General features: G+C 32.1%; 18 protein-coding genes and 1 riboswitch. Of the genes, 8 read left to right on the forward strand and 10 right to left on the reverse strand.

The genetic code is table 11. The features are described 5' to 3' along the window. Nucleotides 1–4 precede the first annotated feature (4 nt). The 3 genes from ade to MHM83_RS08675 all read right to left on the reverse strand — a co-directional run bounded on the left by ade (nt 5) and on the right by MHM83_RS08675 (nt 3,777). Nucleotides 5–1,627 (reverse strand): adenine deaminase, encoded by a 1,623-nt coding sequence (gene ade / locus MHM83_RS08665; RefSeq protein WP_239179272.1) that lies wholly within the window; start codon nt 1,625–1,627, stop codon nt 5–7. 90 nt (nt 1,628–1,717) lie between these two features. Beyond that, on the reverse strand, nt 1,718–3,310 hold the full coding sequence (gene pckA / locus MHM83_RS08670; protein ID WP_239179274.1) for a phosphoenolpyruvate carboxykinase (ATP): 1,593 nt from the start codon (nt 3,308–3,310) through the stop codon (nt 1,718–1,720). 86 nt (nt 3,311–3,396) lie between these two features. Continuing rightward, nucleotides 3,397–3,777 carry a DUF423 domain-containing protein gene (locus tag MHM83_RS08675; RefSeq protein WP_047788577.1) on the reverse strand — a complete coding sequence of 127 codons (381 nt, stop codon included), beginning with the start codon at nt 3,775–3,777 and terminating at the stop codon, nt 3,397–3,399. Between the two features lie 80 nt (nt 3,778–3,857). Here MHM83_RS08675 and MHM83_RS08680 point away from each other — a divergent pair, with 80 nt between their 5' ends. The 6 genes from MHM83_RS08680 to MHM83_RS08705 all read left to right on the forward strand — a co-directional run bounded on the left by MHM83_RS08680 (nt 3,858) and on the right by MHM83_RS08705 (nt 11,322). After that, nucleotides 3,858–5,228, forward strand: coding sequence for a saccharopine dehydrogenase family protein (locus MHM83_RS08680; RefSeq protein ID WP_047788578.1), 1,371 nt, complete (start codon nt 3,858–3,860; stop codon nt 5,226–5,228). 113 nt (nt 5,229–5,341) lie between these two features. Beyond that, entirely contained in the window at nt 5,342–5,911 is a 570-nt protein-coding gene (locus tag MHM83_RS08685) for a Crp/Fnr family transcriptional regulator (RefSeq protein ID WP_047788579.1), read from the forward strand. An 82-nt stretch (nt 5,912–5,993) separates the two neighbouring features. Next, entirely contained in the window at nt 5,994–7,268 is a 1,275-nt protein-coding gene (locus tag MHM83_RS08690) for an NAD(P)/FAD-dependent oxidoreductase (RefSeq protein WP_239179276.1), read from the forward strand. A 7-nt stretch (nt 7,269–7,275) separates the two neighbouring features. After that, nucleotides 7,276–8,031: a DJ-1/PfpI family protein gene (locus MHM83_RS08695; protein ID WP_159614015.1), complete on the forward strand. Its 756-nt coding sequence runs from the start codon at nt 7,276–7,278 to the stop codon at nt 8,029–8,031. A 112-nt stretch (nt 8,032–8,143) separates the two neighbouring features. Then, nucleotides 8,144–8,330: riboswitch (cobalamin riboswitch) on the forward strand. 186 nt (nt 8,331–8,516) lie between these two features. After that, on the forward strand, nt 8,517–10,841 hold the full coding sequence (gene metE / locus MHM83_RS08700; protein WP_159493319.1) for a 5-methyltetrahydropteroyltriglutamate--homocysteine S-methyltransferase: 2,325 nt from the start codon (nt 8,517–8,519) through the stop codon (nt 10,839–10,841). A 55-nt stretch (nt 10,842–10,896) separates the two neighbouring features. After that, complete coding sequence (locus tag MHM83_RS08705) at nt 10,897–11,322, forward strand: acyl-CoA thioesterase (RefSeq protein ID WP_159493318.1); 426 nt, start codon at nt 10,897–10,899, stop codon at nt 11,320–11,322. Between the two features lie 39 nt (nt 11,323–11,361). Here the strand turns inward: MHM83_RS08705 and MHM83_RS08710 are convergent, their stop codons facing one another. From MHM83_RS08710 to MHM83_RS08725, 4 genes are all read right to left on the reverse strand, one after another. Beyond that, nucleotides 11,362–12,081, reverse strand: coding sequence for a tRNA1(Val) (adenine(37)-N6)-methyltransferase (locus MHM83_RS08710; RefSeq protein WP_159493317.1), 720 nt, complete (start codon nt 12,079–12,081; stop codon nt 11,362–11,364). Between the two features lie 171 nt (nt 12,082–12,252). After that, complete coding sequence (gene mnmD, locus MHM83_RS08715) at nt 12,253–12,912, reverse strand: tRNA (5-methylaminomethyl-2-thiouridine)(34)-methyltransferase MnmD (protein WP_239179356.1); 660 nt, start codon at nt 12,910–12,912, stop codon at nt 12,253–12,255. Between the two features lie 7 nt (nt 12,913–12,919). Continuing rightward, complete coding sequence (locus MHM83_RS08720; protein WP_239179278.1) at nt 12,920–13,339, reverse strand: acetolactate decarboxylase; 420 nt, start codon at nt 13,337–13,339, stop codon at nt 12,920–12,922. Further along, nucleotides 13,339–13,851, reverse strand: a complete 513-nt coding sequence (locus tag MHM83_RS08725; RefSeq protein ID WP_239179280.1) for a DUF4920 domain-containing protein — start codon at nt 13,849–13,851, stop codon at nt 13,339–13,341. Before MHM83_RS08725 ends, MHM83_RS08720 begins: the two co-directional genes overlap by 1 nt. A 120-nt stretch (nt 13,852–13,971) precedes the next feature. Between MHM83_RS08725 and MHM83_RS08730 the strand changes: the two genes are divergently transcribed. Together MHM83_RS08730 and MHM83_RS08735 are read left to right on the forward strand one after the other, a co-directional pair. Further along, a complete protein-coding gene (locus tag MHM83_RS08730) occupies nt 13,972–15,021 on the forward strand; it encodes a branched-chain amino acid aminotransferase (protein ID WP_239179282.1) in 1,050 nt (349 codons plus the stop codon). 67 nt (nt 15,022–15,088) lie between these two features. Continuing rightward, a complete protein-coding gene (locus MHM83_RS08735; protein ID WP_053056649.1) occupies nt 15,089–15,970 on the forward strand; it encodes a TlpA family protein disulfide reductase in 882 nt (293 codons plus the stop codon). A 44-nt stretch (nt 15,971–16,014) separates the two neighbouring features. On the opposite strand, the gene MHM83_RS08740 is transcribed toward MHM83_RS08735, so the two are convergent. Genes MHM83_RS08740 through MHM83_RS08750 form a run of 3 tightly spaced genes read right to left on the reverse strand, consistent with a single transcriptional unit; the run spans nt 16,015 to nt 17,823 of the window. Beyond that, on the reverse strand, nt 16,015–16,401 hold the full coding sequence (locus MHM83_RS08740; RefSeq protein ID WP_239179283.1) for a nucleoside triphosphate pyrophosphohydrolase family protein: 387 nt from the start codon (nt 16,399–16,401) through the stop codon (nt 16,015–16,017). 10 nt (nt 16,402–16,411) lie between these two features. Continuing rightward, nucleotides 16,412–17,092: an HAD family hydrolase gene (locus MHM83_RS08745; protein ID WP_239179284.1), complete on the reverse strand. Its 681-nt coding sequence runs from the start codon at nt 17,090–17,092 to the stop codon at nt 16,412–16,414. Next, nucleotides 17,092–17,823 (reverse strand): SDR family NAD(P)-dependent oxidoreductase, encoded by a 732-nt coding sequence (locus MHM83_RS08750; RefSeq protein WP_239179285.1) that lies wholly within the window; start codon nt 17,821–17,823, stop codon nt 17,092–17,094. The genes MHM83_RS08745 and MHM83_RS08750 overlap by 1 nt, the downstream gene beginning before the upstream one ends. Between the last annotated feature and the right edge of the window lie 38 nt (nt 17,824–17,861).

Raw genomic sequence — 17,861 nt, forward strand, 5'->3', positions numbered from 1 at the left:
TCGTTTATTTAACTTCTAAAGAAGTAAATTTAAATGTGTTCCCATCAAACAAGCCTTTGTCTGATAGTTTTAAGGATGGAATTACCAACAACGCCATAAAAGATAAGGTCATGTACGGAGCTCGTAATTTGCTACCTAGTTGTTTTGCCATCGCATCCAATTCTGCATAGGCTTTTCCTATTTCAACAGCTGGTTTATCTGACATGATTCCTGCCACAGGAAGCGGAACAACTTTTTCTTCAGAAGATGTTACAGCACAAACCCCTCCTTTATTTTCAATCAATAAATTTACTGCCTTACAAATCAATTCATCCGATACACCGACAGCGATAATATTATGAGAATCATGCCCTACAGAACTTGCTATTGCTCCTTCTTTTAATCCGAAGTTTTTGATAAACGCAATCGAAGGCTCCGCATTTTGATAACGATTTACTACCGTCATTTTTAGCACATCGTTTGCTACATCTGAAACTAAATTTCCATCTTTTATCAACGAATCTGCTTCAATTTCATTCGTCACTAATTCTCCATCTAGAGCTTCTATCACTCGAATCTTTTCAGATGCTGAATGGAATTCAAAATCGGAAACGTTTTTTGCATCAGTGTCAAAATTATTCAACACTTCAAAATCTACATGCTCTACAAATGATTTTCCTTTCTCAGCTACTAATTCACCATTAATATACGTTTGTAGTACTTCAAACTTTTGTAAATCTTTCACCACAATAAAATCAGCATCATCTCCTTCGTTTAAAATCCCAACATCCAAATTGTAATGCTCTACTGGGTTTATACAGGCTGCTTGCAATACTTTAAAAACATCTATTTCTTTCGCTACTGCGCGCTCACATAATTGGTTAATATGTCCTAATAACAAATCATCGGGATGTTTATCATCGGAACAGAACATCATGTTCTCATAATGCTCAGGTAGTAAATCAATTAATGCTTCAAAGTTTTTTGCAGCACTTCCTTCACGGATAATGACTTTCATCCCTTTTTCTAACTTCTCCAATCCTTCTTCATAGGTAAAGCATTCGTGGTCGGTATAAATTCCTGCCGCTATGTATTTATCTAAATCTTCTCCACGTAGTCCAGGTGCATGACCATCTACAGGTTTGTTGTAATGTTTTGCCCAAGCTATTTTTTGCAACACTTCTTCATCTTGATAAATAACCCCCGGATAATTCATCATTTCTGCTAAATATTTGATATCAGGATTCTCCATCATTTTTTTTATGTCTTCTGAATCAATTACTGCTCCTGCACTTTCAAAAGAAGTCGCTGGCACGCATGATGGTGCTCCAAAATTGAATTTCAACGGGACTTTCTTTCCGTTTTCAATCATAAAATCAACCCCTTTTACCCCTAGCACATTGGCTATTTCATGCGGATCAGACACCGTTGCTACCGTACCGTGTGTTACGGCTATTTTAGCAAATTCTGAAGGCACTAACATTGAACTTTCAATATGAATATGCGCATCTATAAATCCGGGTAAAATATAGTTTTCTACAGTATGTTCTACTGCTCTAATTTGTGTAATCTTTCCTTCTTTAACCTCAACTTCTCCTTTAAAGATTCGTTTATTTTGTATGTCGACTATATTTCCTTGTACAATCATGCTAAAATTTATTTATTGCTAAAATACTGAGTATTTTTCACAAAAAAAGCATCCGTTATGGATGCTTTCTTAGTATTTATGTTTTAAAGGTTACGCTATTGGCCCACCTTTAATAATTTCCTCGCTTGCCATTTCTTCAAACTGAGCAAAGTTCTTTCTAAATGAATTCGCTAATTCCATAGCTTTTGCATCATAAGCATCTTTGTCTGCCCATGTTTGCTTTGGATTTAATACTTCATCAGGAACATTTTCACAAGTAGTTGGCATTGATAATCCAAAAATTGGGTGTTGTACAAATTCAACATTTTCTAAATTACCTTCTAAAGCTTCTGTAATCATAGCACGAGTGTACTTTAATTTCATTCTGCTACCAGTACCATAAGCACCACCTGTCCATCCTGTATTAATTAACCAAACATTCACGCCTGCTTCTTGCATTTTCTTGCTTAACATTTCAGCGTAACGCGTTGGGTGTAATGGCATAAATGGAGCTCCAAAACAAGCTGAAAAACTTGGTAATGGCTCGTTAATTCCTGCCTCTGTACCTGCTACTTTAGCAGTATATCCAGAAATAAAGTGATAAGCTGCTTGTCCTGGTGTTAACTTAGAAATTGGAGGCAGTACTCCAAAAGCATCTGCTGTTAAAAAGAAGATGTTCTTTGGGTTTGCACCTTTTGACGGTGTTTGAATATTTTCAATGTGATAAATAGGGTAACTTACACGTGTATTTTGTGTAATTGATGTATCAGCAAAATCTACCTTTCCTTTATCGTCCATCACGATATTTTCAAGGATTGCTCCTCTTTTAATTGCTCCGTAAATCTCTGGTTCTTTCTCTTGAGACAAGTCGATTACTTTTGCATAACAACCACCTTCAAAGTTGAAGATTGTGTTTTCAGCAGTCCAACCATGCTCATCATCACCAATTAAACTACGATTTGGATCCGTAGATAAGGTCGTTTTACCTGTTCCTGATAATCCAAAGAAAATAGCTGTATCACCATCTTTACCAACGTTTGCAGAACAATGCATTGGTAACGTGTTTTTGAATACAGGTAAAATAAAGTTTAATGCAGAGAAAATTCCTTTTTTAATTTCCCCTGTGTATCCTGTACCACCAATTAACGCTACTTTTCTAGTAAAGTTTAAAATAGCAAAGTTGTGTTGGCGTGTTCCATCCACTTCAGGATCTGCCATAAAACCTGGAGCGTTTACTACTGTCCACTCTGGAGAAAAGTTTTTTAACTCCTCTGCGGTAGGACGTAAAAACATATTGTGCGCAAACATGTTACTCCAAGGGTATTCATTTACAACACGAATATTTAATTTATAATCTTCGTCTGCACATGCATAACTATCACGTACAAATACTTCTTTGTTAGATAAATAATTAGTTACTTTATCGTATAGCTTGTCAAATTTTTCTGAATCGAAAGGAATATTAATATCTCCCCACCAAACTTGGTCTTTAGTTATATCGTCTTTAACAATAAAACGATCCATTGGAGAACGTCCTGTGAACTCACCTGTTTTAACAGCTAATGCTCCAAAACTGGTTTCTACTCCTTGTTCTTTTTCAATAGTGATGTCGTGTAACTCGTCTGAAGTTAATTGATAACGAACCGTAGCGTCTTTTATGCCTAAGTTATCTAACGATATCGTTTTCGTATCAAGATTTGTCATCTTAAAAGATTTTAGTTGTGTTTAATTTTGGACAAAAATAGTTCTTTTTGATTAAACAGCTATATCATTAAATGATTTTATCAACTTTAACCTTTAATAACTTTTTTAAAAAAGCTATATGCTAAAAGGCTCCAACCAACGATTAATAACACTCCTCCTAACGGCGTTACAAACCAAATTGCTTTTGCAGGAACATTCGCTAAGTAAATTAAATATATAGACCCAGAAAACAATAAAATCCCAGCTATTAAAAAATAACTAATTCTGTTTTTTTCTTTGTTAGTAAGCTCAGTAAACATATTTACAAAAAGTAATAAAAACACATGAAAAAACTGATAACGTACAGCAGTTTCAAAACTCTCGAGGGCTTCTAGTGTTAATTTTGTTTTTAAAGCATGAGCTCCGAAGGCACCTAAAATCACAGCAATCATTCCCAAGACTGCAGCTATTGTTAAATTTTTATACATTATTTTGATTTTTGTTTAAATTTAAACTTTTTTAGCGATATTGTCGCCTCAAATTTTATACACAACAAAAATAATTATAAATGAGAAATATATTGATTATTGGTGCTGGTAGATCGAGCTCTTCACTTATAAAATATTTATTAGATAAATCTTCACAAGAAAACCTACATATAACTATTGGTGATGTTTCGTTAGAAAGCGCTCAATCTAAAATTCACAATCATTCAAGTGCTACAGCAATACAGCTAGATGTTTTTAATGCTGAAGAGCGCTCAAATGCAATTCAAAAAGCTGACATTGTTATTTCAATGTTACCTGCTCGTTTTCATATTGAAGTAGCTAAAGATTGTATTACTTATGGAAAACACATGGTTACTGCGTCTTATATTTCTGATGAAATGAAAGCTTTAGATGAAGAAGCTAAAGCTAAAGGTTTAGTATTTATGAACGAAATTGGTCTGGATCCAGGAATTGACCACATGAGTGCTATGCAAGTTATTGATCGTATAAAAGAACAAGGAGGAAAAATGCTATTATTTGAATCTTTTTGTGGTGGATTAGTAGCTCCTGAAAGCGATACCAACTTATGGAATTATAAATTTACTTGGAACCCAAGAAATGTAGTATTAGCTGGTCAAGGTGGAGCTTCAATGTTTATTCAAGAAGGAACCTATAAGTATATTCCATATCAAAAATTATTTAGAAGAACTGAATTTTTAACTATTAATGGCAGTGGAAGATTTGAAGCGTATGCAAACCGTGATTCTTTAAAGTATAGAAGTATTTATGGTTTAGAAGATATTAAAACCATGTATCGTGGAACTATTCGTAAAGTTGGTTTTTCTCGTGCTTGGAATGTTTTTGTCCAGTTAGGAATGACTGATGATACATACACTATTGAAGATTCTGAAAACATGAGCTATCGTGATTTTACAAATCTTTTCCTAGCCTATTCTCCTTCAGATTCTGTTGAATTAAAATTCCGTTCGTATGCAAAGATTGATCAAGATGATTTAATGTGGGATAAATTTGTAGAGTTAGACATCTTCAATCCGAACAAAAAAGTAGGCTTGAAAAACGCTACCCCTGCTGAAATTTTACAAAAAATATTGATGGATTCTTGGACTCTTGAAGCTGAGGATAAAGATATGATTGTAATGCATCATATTTTTGGGTATCAATACAAGGAGGAAAATCATCAAATAGAAAGTAGTATGGTTATTAAAGGTGATGATCAAACCTATACTGCTATGGCAAAAACTGTTGGCTTACCTGTAGCTATGGCTACGGTACGTATTTTAAACGGTGACATCACAACTCCTGGAGTTCAATTACCGATTAACAAAGAGGTGTACGAACCAATTTTAAAAGAATTAGAAGATTACGGAATTACTTTTGTTGAAAAAGAAGTTCCGTATTTAGGCTATAACCCTGAGAGTATAAAAGGATAAAGTCTTCCAAAATGAACACAAAAGGCATCAATTTATTTGGTGCCTTTTTCTTTTAAAAATAAAAGGAATCTCTATAAAGTTGGTATTTTTACCTTTAAATACTAAACTAAGATATGGGTAAAAGCATTTTAAAAAATCATATTAAAAATTACACAAATCTTTCTGAAGAAAAATTAACGGAAATACTTTCTTTTTTTGATTGTCAATCCTATAAAAAAAAAGAAATTTTATTACTCACAAATAAACGTTGTAATAAACTATTTTTTGTTACCAAAGGTTGTTTACATTTATATTTTATTGATAGTTTGGGCTACAAAAAAACTACACAGTTTGCTCTAGAAAATTGGTGGTTAACTGACTTTTTAGCTTTTCAGAACCAAAAACATGCTAACTTTACCATAGAAACAGTTGAAAACTCTGAAATTTTGTCAATCTCCTTTTCAAAATATAACGAGTTATTAAATAAGTTTCCCTTATTAGAAAAATATTTTAGAAGTATATATGAAACCGCATACGGAGCTGCTTTAATGCGTTTAAAATACATTAACAGTTACTCTAAAGAAGATATCTTTTTTAGATTTAGAAAAGACTTCCCTGATTTTGTACAACGAGTACCCCAATATTTATTAGCTAGTTTTTTAGGATTAACTCCTGAATACTTAAGTGAAATTAAAAGAAAATAGCTATTCTTAAGTTAGTTTATTTTTTACTAAAACATACTTAACTACCTTTGCATTTATATTAATTTAAGGGCATAATAGCATTATGAAAAACATGAAAAAAATTGTCGTTGTTGGCGGCGGTTTTGCTGGGTTAGAACTTATAAAAGGGTTAGGAAATTCTGAAAATTATCAAATTATTTTAGTAGATAGTAATAACTATAATTTCTTTCCTCCTTTAATCTACCAAGTATCCACAGGTTTTATGGAACCTTCTGCAATTAGTTATCCATTCAGAAAAATTTTAAGAAAATTTAAAAATGCTCGTTTTCGTCTGGGTACTCTTGAAAAAGTTGTTCCAGAAGAAAATAAAATAGTGGTAAGTAATGGAGAAATAGCATATGATATCTTAGTAATGGCTACTGGTACAGAAAGTAATTTTTTCGGAAACAAAAACATTGAAAAGTACAGTTTACCAATGAAAACTATTAGTGACGCCTTGTCACTTAGAAATGTTATTTTAACTCGATTTGACCGTGCTACTAGAATTCACAATCCTGAAGAAAGAAAGAAGTGTTTAACTTTTGTTATCGCTGGTGCTGGTCCTACTGGGGTTGAACTTTCTGGTATTTTATCTGAAATTAAAACATCTATCATCATAAAAGACTACCCCGAACTAGATAAAAATGACTTTGGAGAAATTCATCTTATTGATGGTCAAAGCTCTGTATTAGCTCCAATGTCTAAAAGAGCACAAGAATATACCTCTAAAAAGTTAAGTGAACTCGGAGTAACATTAACGATGAACACCATGGTTAATGATTTTGATGGTGAAACTGTATATTTATCAAACGGAGAAGAAATACATACTAAAAACCTTATATGGGCTGCCGGTGTATCTGCTAAAACATTTGATGGTTTTTCAAAAGAAAGCTTTGGTGCTGGTAGAAGATTGAAAACAAATCAGTTCAACCTAGTACACTCATATGATAACATTTATGCTTTGGGTGACTGTGCTTTGATTTTAGGAGATAAAAACTATCCTAAAGGGCATCCTCAATTAGCACAACCTGCATTACAACAAGCTAGAAACTTAGCTAAAAACCTTTCTAGAAAAGATACAAACTGGAAAACTTTTCAATATAATGATAAAGGTTCATTAGCTATTATTGGAAGAAATAAGGCTGTATTAGATTTCCCAGGACAAAAACAATCATTAAAAGGTTTTGTTGCATGGTTAATTTGGATTTTTGTACATATTATGGGGCTTGTAAACTTCAAAAATAAAGTAAGAACTCTATACAACTGGTTAGGCTATTACATATACAAAGACCAATATTTTAGAATGATTATTAAACCTACTCAAAGAGATACTAAATAAAATACGCATGAAAAATTTAAGCATTGTAGTAATACTACTTTTTACAATTATTACTGTTAGTTGTAATTCAGAAAAATCGAAAACCAATAAAAAAACAGAAGAAGTTGAACAAGTTGTATCTCCATCTGACACACTAACTAAACACCTAAAACCATTTAATCCTAATTTACCAACTATTGGACTTTTAATGTTTAATGGGGTTTTACAAGGAGAAGTTATAGCAACGTCAGATGTATTTGGAAAAGCAGATAAAGATGGCAAACAACTTTTTAATGTAGTAGCTATTGCTGAAACAGCTAAACCCATTACTACTGAAGAAGGAATGCATTTTGTTCCCGACTATACTTTTGAAAACTGCCCTAAACTAACAGCCTTGTTTGTACCAAGCGCTTACGACATGTACGCACAGGTACATAATAATAAAGTTGTAGATTTTATAAAAACAAAAAATCAAGAAACCCAATACACTGTTAGTAATTGTGCTGGAGCTAATTTAATTGGTAAATCTGGTATAGCAGATGGTCATAAAATTGTAACATGGATTGGCGGCGGTGAGCAACTACAAAAAGACTACCCAAATTTAAAAGTGCAAAACGACAGCTTGGTAACTTTTGTTAAAGACGGTAAGTTTTTATCTTCAAACGGAAATTTAGCAAGTTATATTTCAGCGTTAGAACTTCTCGAAATTATGACAAATACTGAACATAGAAAATTTGTTGAAAGCTATCTATACTTGGACCAACTTAAAAACTGGAAAAAATAAACATTAGTTATAAATTTTCTTTTTCAAACATAAGCATCAATTTATTGGTGCTTTTTTTTATTACCAGTTCTAAAAAAATAATACATACATTTACCCCGATAAGTTCTTTACATACTTCATCAACCGAAAAGGTTTTACTTAACTGTAGATTAATAGGGAATCGTGTGCAAATCACGAACTGTCGCGCAACTGTAAGTAACACACCAAAAGTTTTTATCCTAGTATATCCACTGCCAAAAGCGGGAAGGATGATAAAAGCTGTTATAAGTCAGGAGACCTGCCTATTCGGATATTGACAATGCTTTCGCGATTTGAAGCTTTTGGGTCATACCGATGATATATTTTTAACGCACACTTTCTTTATGAAATGCTGTGCTTTTTTGGTATGTCATTATTTTTCCTCAAACATCTTATCGTTTTTAGCATTGCGAAGCATCTAAAAGAGCTTTTAAAATTAATGTTTAATTATAAAAGTTTAAAAGAAAATGCAAACGCACATTCTTGGCTATCCGCGTATTGGTAGCAACAGAGAACTCAAAAAAGCCTGCGAGCAATATTGGTCAGGCAAAACTAGTTTACAGGAACTTCTTGAAACAGGAAGAAATATCTGTCAACAAAATTGGAAAACACAACAAGAAGCAGGCATAGATCTTATTCCTTGTAATGATTTTTCTTATTATGATCAGGTGTTAGACATGACACTTACTGTTGGAGCTATTCCTAAACGTTACAATGAAGTAATGCTAAAAACTTCAAATTCTGAACTTGACCTTTACTTTGCTATGGCAAGAGGATATCAAAAAGATGATCTTGATATCACTGCTATGGAAATGACTAAATGGTTTGACACCAATTACCATTATATCGTTCCTGAATTTTATAAAAATCAGGAATTCAAACTATTTTCTAACAAAATTGTTAATGAGTTTGTCGGAGCTAAACAAGCAGGGATTAATGCTAAGCCTGTAATTATTGGTTTGGTTAGCTACCTTCTTTTAGGTAAAGAAAAAGAAGAAGGTTTTGATAAATTAGATTTAGCCCCAAAACTACTCCCTGTATATATTGAAATTCTACAAGAACTTCAAACACAAGGTGCAGAATGGATTCAATTTGACGAACCTTTTTTAGCATTAGACTTAAGTGAAAAAGCTAAAGAAACCTATCAATTTATCTATAATGAGATTAGAAAAAAGTTTCCTAAACTAAAGTTTATAGTTACTACTTATTTTGAAGGTTTAAAAGACAATCTTTCATTAGCTAACATACTTCCTTTAGACGCATTGCATATCGACTTAGTTCGCTGCGAAGAACAGCTAGATGATGTATTGAACACTCTTCCTAAAAATAGAATCTTATCGTTAGGTGTTGTAGATGGAAGAAACATTTGGAAAAATGACTTTGAAAAGTCATTACAGCTAATAAAAAAAGTCACTGATAAGTTAGGTTCTGAAAAAACCTTTATTGCTTCTTCTTGTTCTTTGTTGCATTCTCCTTGTGATTTAGATTTAGAGATCTCTCTTGACACTGACATTAAACAATGGCTTTCTTTTGCTAAACAAAAACTTACCGAAGTAAGCTTATTAAAAGAGTTATCTGAAAACACTAGTGATGAAAATATTTTAAATGCTTATGAAGAAAATAAAAAAGCTATTGCCAATAGAAAATCTTCAGCATTAATCCATCATAACGATGTAAAACTACGTGTTGATTCCATTAACGAAACAGATTCTAGAAGAAATAATAGTTTTTTAATTCGTAAAGAAGCACAAGAAAAAGTATTGAATTTACCGCTATTCCCTACTACAACCATTGGTTCCTTTCCTCAAACTAAAGAAGTAAGAAGCTGGAGAGCTCAATTTAAAAAAGGTATCTTAAGTAGTGAAGATTACAAGTATTTGCTAAAAGAAGAAACTCAAAAAACCATTCAATGGCAAGAAAAAATAGGTTTAGATGTATTAGTTCATGGTGAGTATGAGCGAAACGATATGGTAGAGTATTTTGGTGAACAACTTGCCGGAGTTACATTTACTAAAAAAGGCTGGGTTCAAAGTTATGGTAGTCGTTGTGTAAAACCTCCTATTATTTATGGGGATGTATACAGACCACACCCAATGACTGTTTATTGGTCACAATACGCACAATCTTTAACTGACAAATGGGTTAAAGGAATGCTTACAGGCCCTGTTACTATTTTACAATGGTCGTTTGTGCGTGACGATCAACCTCGGAGCATTACTTGCCAACAAATTGCACTGGCTATACGTGATGAAGTTAGAGACCTAGAAAATGCTGGTATTAGAATTATTCAAATTGATGAGCCTGCTATAAGAGAAGGTTTACCATTACGAAAATCAGGGTGGAATGATTATCTAAAATGGGCTATTGAAGCTTTTAAAATTTCTTCTTGTGGTGTAAATGACGCTACACAAATACATACACATATGTGTTATTCAGAGTTTAACGACATTATTCAAAGCATTGCTGAGATGGATGCCGATGTAATTACTATTGAATGTTCTCGCTCTCAAATGGAGTTGTTAAACGCTTTTGCAGATTTCAAATATCCGAATGAAATTGGACCTGGGGTTTATGACATCCACTCACCAAGAGTTCCTTCAAAAGAAGAAATGGTTGAATTACTACAAAAAGCACAAAAAGTTATTCCAGCTTCTCGTCTTTGGGTAAATCCTGATTGTGGTCTTAAAACTAGACATTGGGATGAAACTGAAAAAGCTTTAATAGCTATGGTTTCAGCTTCAAAAGAAGCCTCTTTAAGCTATAATGCTAACACCTTAGAAACTGTAAATTAATAATAAAGTGCCTGAAAAGAATATTTCAGGCACTAATTATACTAACATATATAAAATGACCACAGAAGAAAAAATAACAAAGTCGGAAACACGTATTTTCAAAGCCGTATTTCCAAATACAACCAATCATTATGACACCCTTTTTGGAGGAACCGCTATGCAACTAATGGACGAAGTTGCTTTTATTACAGCAACACGATTCTGCAGGCAAAAAGTTGTAACCGTAAGTAGTGATAAAATTGATTTTAAAAAGCCTATCCCTGCTGGAACTATTATTGAATTAGTAGGAAAAGTAAGTTATATAGGTAACAAAAGTTTAAAAGTTACTGTTAAAATTTTTACTGAACAGATGTACTCTCAACATAGAGAAAAAGCCATTGAAGGTGAATTCACCTTTGTTGCTATTGATGAAAATAAAACCCCTATTGCTGTCATAAAAACTGGCACTGAAGAACTACATTACTCACAAGAACATAACTAAAACTAAACAGAAATTTTGAAAACACAACCTCATAAAAGATTACATCTTCAAATAAAAATCTTTCGTAAGGTTAATATAGGCATCAGTGTACTGGTGCCTTTTTGTTTCTATTATCAACTCTTCTTCTTGGATTGTAGTCTCTACAAAGGACATTTCTAATAAACTACGTTTGATTTCAGTAGTAGGAGCTCCTTTTACTCGACAAACTCTGTGTAGGTATAAATTATGATTTTTAGCTAGTTCTATAAAATTTTCTTCTTCTTTGAATGGTACAATGGTTGAAAACCTTCCGTTTTCGGACAATATTTCACTAACTCCTTTTAATAACTCTTCAAAAGACAAAGAACTCGTAAACCGTGCTTTGTTTCGCGCTACATCCTCTGTTTCGTAGTTATCAGTATAAAATGGAGGATTGGATACAATTATATCATACTCTTCTTCATCTTCAGACATTTCTTCTGCAAATTCCACAAAAGAAGCATTGTAACAAAAGAGTCTATCTCCCCAATCAGACTGCTCAAAATTCTCAACCGTTTGCTCATAAGCGTTTGTATCAATCTCAACTGCATCAATAGTCATCGCATCACTTCGTTGTGCTAACATTAACGAAATGATTCCTGTACCAGAGCCAACATCTAATATTGTGTCTGGAAACTCTCCTAAATTACACCATGCTCCTAATAATACAGCATCAGTACCTATTTTCATCGCTGTTTTATCTTGATGCACTGTAAATTCTTTAAACTGAAATGGTTTCATTTATAAAAATTTTCCAAGAATTTTTTCTGCGTTGAAAAATAAGTACAACACAACAATTAATAAAACTACTAAAAACAACCCTCTTTTAGGATTCCCTCTTTTTCGATTACCGAAACGTCTTTTAAACTCCATTTCTTTATTTTCTAATTTCTACATTAATCACGTAAAATATCACGTTATAATTTTTGTTCCTCGTAACATTTCTCTTTTACCTGGAGGCCCGGGTAAACGCTCAACATCAAAACCTACTGCTTGCATTGCTCGTCGTACACTTCCCTTTGCTGAATAAGTTACTAAAACACCCTCTGGTTTTAACGCAGCAAACATAATTCTAAAAATATCCTCAGTCCACAAATCGGGTTGTACTCTTGCTCCAAAAGCATCAAAATAAATCAAATCAAAACTATTCTCATCGGTAATTTCAGCAAAAAATTGTTTGCGTTTAGTTAATGAAAAATTGGGAGTAATGTTGTGTTTTTCTTCCCAAGAAACTTCGTGAATTTTTTCAAAAAATTCTCTTTTATCATCGGCGTCCAACTCCGCAACATAATTTAATTTTGCTACTTCTTCTTTAGCTACAGGATATGCCTCTACTCCAACATAATCAATCTCCTTTTTAGCTTCCAATAACGTGATAAAAGAATTAAGTCCTGTACCAAAGCCTATTTCTAGAATAGAAACATTTTTAGCATCTACATACTTTAATCCATTTCTAATGAATACATGATATGCTTCTTGTATTGCTCCGTGTTTAGAATGATATTGTTCATTCCATTCTGGTAAATGAATGGTTGTAGAACCATCTGACGTTATGATAATTTCTCGTTTTATAACTAAACTATTTAATTAGTAATTTTTTAATCCTAGGTATTGGTCCAGTGCAAGTTGTTTTATGGCAGGCAATACAACTATTTACAGCTTTGTTGAAATTTTGCTTTATAGAATCTTTTGAACCCAAATATACTTGCTGTATATTTTGAATATATAATTTTGAAAAAGCTTCAAAACTTGCATTTCTATCTGCAGGATCAGTTAAAACAGCACTATGAATATTCAAGTAAGTTTCAGGAAAGTCACCTATTGACTCTCCTTCTAAAATCTTATTTTTAACAGTCATATTCCCTTCGTACATAGCATTCATTAAAGCTGCCATTTCAGAAGACTGATACATTATAAGTTCCTCTTTTGGTTGTTCCTTTTCCGCTTTGCAAGAAAAAAGCACCAAAGACATCAATAAAACAATAATTAATTGTTTCATTATTTTTTCATTAACACTCCATCTGCTTCAAAAGCATAGGTGTATTTTGGTTCTATAATTTTTGCTATTTCTTCTTCTGATTTTCCTGCATCTTTAGCATAATGTTGTAATTCATTAACAGAAATCTCAGTAACAAAAGCTTTACCGTTTACTACCACTTCTTTATTATCTGCATTTAAAGGCATGAAAAAACCATAATCTTTAAAACGCACCATTGACTCTTGTTCTTCCCCTAAATCTAACTTCATCCAACACCCTTTTTTCTTACACACTTCATTTATCGTTGAAGTAAATTTTATGTTTAGAGTATCCCCTTTTTTTAAGTTTTTGAATTTTATTCGCATTTCTTCAGCAGAAATAGCATTGCTATCTGTAATCTCATCTCCAAAAGACGCATAGGCAATCTTTTGTTCTTTAATACCATTCGCAGCAGGAGCTGCATCTTTCTTTTCAGTTTTACAAGCACTAAACATTACGCTTAAAAGCGTAGCAAAAACTAGTAGTCTTTTCATTTTCAAAAAATTAAAATTAACATATCTACAAATATACTCATATTTCTTCAAGCTGGTAGTTAACCTCAAAACATACCACTAGATTTCGTATCTTCGTAGCACTTCTAAAACAATCACATAATGAATATTGATATTGAGCTTATACAAGAGTCTAAAATAAATACGGTAGATTTTAACAACTTAGCGTTCGGTCGCACTTTTACTGACCATATGCTAGTTTGTGACTTTGCTAATGGAGAATGGAAAACACCTAAAATTTTACCTTATGGACCTTTAACTTTTGAGCCTTCTGCTAGGGTTTTTCATTACGGGCAAGCTGTTTTTGAAGGAATGAAGGCTTATAAAGATGAAAATAATGATGTCTTTTTATTCCGTCCAGATGAAAATTTTCATAGAATTAATAAATCTGGGGCTCGTTTAGCAATGCCTCCAGTTCCTGAAAATGTATTTTTTGAAGGGTTAAAAAAACTTCTTGAGATAGATGATGCATGGATTAATAAAGGAATAGGAAACTCGTTATATATTCGTCCGTTTATTATTGCTTCAGAAGGAGCTATTGCTGCTTCACCTGCTGAAGAATATAAATTCATAATTATTTGCTCACCTGCTCAATCATATTATGCTGGTGAAGTTAGAGTACTATTTGCTGAAGAATATAGTCGTTCTGCTGACGGTGGTGTTGGTTTTGCCAAAGCCGCTGGTAACTATGCTGCGCAATTTTACCCTACTAGTTTAGCACATAAGGAAGGGTATCAACAAATTATTTGGACTGATGCAAACACCCACGAATACCTTGAAGAAGCAGGTACAATGAATATCTTTTTTAGAATAGGTAATAAACTTATAACTGCTCCTACTAATGATAGAATTTTAGATGGTGTTACTCGTAAATCAATTATTCAACTTGCAAAAGATTATAATATAGATATTGAAGTTAAAAGAGTTTCAGTTGCTGAAATTAAAGAAGCTGCTAGACAAGGTGAACTGTTGGAAATTTTTGGTTCTGGTACTGCTGCTGTTATAAATCCTATAAAAGGATTTAAACACCAAAACGAAACTTTTGAATTACCTGAAACAAATGATTCTTATGCCTCTTTCTTTAAAGAAAAACTACTCAACATTCAGTATAACAAATTAGAAGACAAGCACAACTGGAGAGTTAAAATTTAATCATTTCATTTAAAAAAGCTATATTAGTAAACGGAATTAAGTTATTTTAATAAAAAATTCTAAAGAAATGAGAAATATTATACCTGCTTTATTATCAATAGGAGTTGGTTTTGTTATTTCATTTTTTGGATTGGATTTCTATTCTAATTCATTAGAAAATGAAAATAATATCATAGCCCAAAGTAATAAAATTACTTCTTCTAAAGAAGACACTCCTGAAGAGCCCTTATCTGTTGATAATTCCTCAACAGGTTCTTTTTCCGTTGACATCGAAGACATTCAAAAGAACTTTGATAACTGGGAAGCTTATGCAAAGGAAAACATTGATTTAATGTCTACCTTTATTCCTCTAGATGATGAAGGTGCAGCTATGGAAAAAGGTATCTTTTTAACCTTACTACGCACAGGCGCTTATATTCCGATTAAATCGGAAAAAAAAGGTAAAGTACAATACCAGCTTACTGGTATTGATGCTTCTTCTGATGAAAAAATAAAAAAATCAATCGTTAGTAAGGCTTCAATAGCACATCAATATTTTAAGATGGAAGGCAAAAAACTTCCTGATTACAATTTTGTTGATTTAAATGGTAACGCTCACAATAAAGCGGATACAAAAGGAAAATTATTAGTGCTAAAGTGCTGGTTTATTACATGTAAGGTATGTGTAGAAGAGTTTCCTGAATTAAATGAACTGGTTGATAAATACAAGGATGATAAAATAGAATTTGTTAGTTTGGCTTTTGATAAAAAAGATGAATTGATTAAATTTTTAGAAACTAAAGAATTTAAATACCCTACTATTCCTGAACAAAAGGATTATATGGCTAAGAAACTAAAGGTTAAACAATATCCTACACATTTAATTGTAGATGCTAATGGTATTATTATTAAAATGGTTAATAATGTAAAAACATTAACATCAGAATTAGAAAGAATTATGGGTAAATAAATAGAAAAACAAAATGTAAAAAAGCTCCTTATTAAGGAGCTTTTTTATTTATCTAAAATTTTTTTAATGTTTGGTTTAAAGTAATTTGGTCCTTTCAGTACTTTACCATCTTCACGATAAATAGGCTTACCGTCTTCTCCTAACTTACTCATGTTGCTTCGTTGTATTTCATTGAATACTTCTTCTATTTTATGTTGCATACCGTGTTCTATTATAGTTCCACATAAAATATACAACATATCGCCTAAAGCGTCTGCTACCTCAACCAAATCGTTATTTTGTGCTGCTTCTAAATACTCTTCATTTTCTTCTTTCATTAAATTATAGCGAAGTAAGTTTCTTTCTTCACCTATATTAGCGGTGGGTTCATTTTTAATTCCTAACCCAAATGCACTATGAAATTCATGTACTGCTTCAATTCTTTTTTTCATTCTATATAACTTATATGATTTGTAATTCTGTTTTTACTTTTTGAAAATTAAATCTTGTCCAATCTTCAATATGACTCTTAATTCCTTCTTCTTTAAAATCTGATAAATTTTTATTTCTAATACCTAAAAAGTTTACTCCTAAGTTTTTTGCAGTTCTTAAATCCCATATTCCGTCTCCTACCGAAATAATATTTTTGAATTCTTCTACTTGAAAATAACTTTTTGCTTTTTGAATTGCTGAGTTTACAATTTCTTCTCTTGTGAATAAATTATTTGATGCTTCTACTAAATTCGGAACAAAGTTTATACCTGCTTGTTCTAATTTAATTAATGCTGGTTTTAATAATGACCCTGTTGCAAAACAAATAGCATAATCGGTTTCTTTCATAAAAAAATCAACTATTTCTCTTGCTCCTTGTATTTCTTCTGTTTTTGTTAAAGACAATAGTAGTTCCATCATTTTTTCTTCAAATTCAGGAATAAAAGAAAAACTAAAAGTTGTATTAAAATTGACTTCATAGTTTCTTTTTAAAATATAACTATCTGTCATGTTTTTATAACTTTTCCAGTCTTGGTTTACTTTACTTATTCCGAAACTTTTCATAGCTTCTACATACGCTTCTTGATGTTGATTTTCACTTTTAGTTAATGTATCATCAATATCAAATATTATTAAATTTTCCTTTTTCATTATGTTGCCATTTTTAAAATTCTTGCTGGTACTATTTTTAATACCCAAGCTATTAACCTCCATCTTTTTGAGATATAAGCTACTCGCTTTTTTCGTTTTATTGCTGAATAAATTTGATTAACTGCTTTTTCTAGAGGAACCATCCAAAAAATACCATCACCTAAAGCCATTGCTGTATCAACAAACCCCGGACGGATATCTGTAATAAAAACTTTTTTTGTTTTAATAGATTTTGTTTTGATATACAAACTCTCTAAATACGCTTTTTGATATGCTTTAGAAGAGAAATAATCTGGTGCTGCTCTATTTCCACGTAGTGAAGCGATAGAAGAAATACCGACTAAATGACCAAAACCTTGTTTTTTAAACAATTTATAAGCTAATGCATATAGTTTTGTTACACCTAAAACATTCGTGTTTATAGTTTGCTCTTGTTTATCCCAGTCTAACTTTGGGTTTACAAATCCAACTCCTGAAGATTGTATCACCAAATGAACTTCTCCTAATTCATTTACTAACTCATTAAACACTTTTTCTACCTCATCAACTTGTTGGATATCATTTTGCTTAATAAGTATTTGGTTAGAATACTTATTCTTTAACTCTTCCAATTTTTCAAGCCTTCTCCCGGTTACCGCTACGATATAATTTTCTTGTATTAGTTTTTCTACAAGTCCTTTTCCAATACCAGAAGTGCCTCCAAAAATAATTGCTGTTTTAGTTTTCTCCATTCTAAAATCATTCTTTAACTTTGCTAAAAATACAATTT

This window comes from Tenacibaculum sp. Mcav3-52, from assembly GCF_022347665.1.
GTDB lineage: Bacteria > Bacteroidota > Bacteroidia > Flavobacteriales > Flavobacteriaceae > Polaribacter > Polaribacter mesophilus.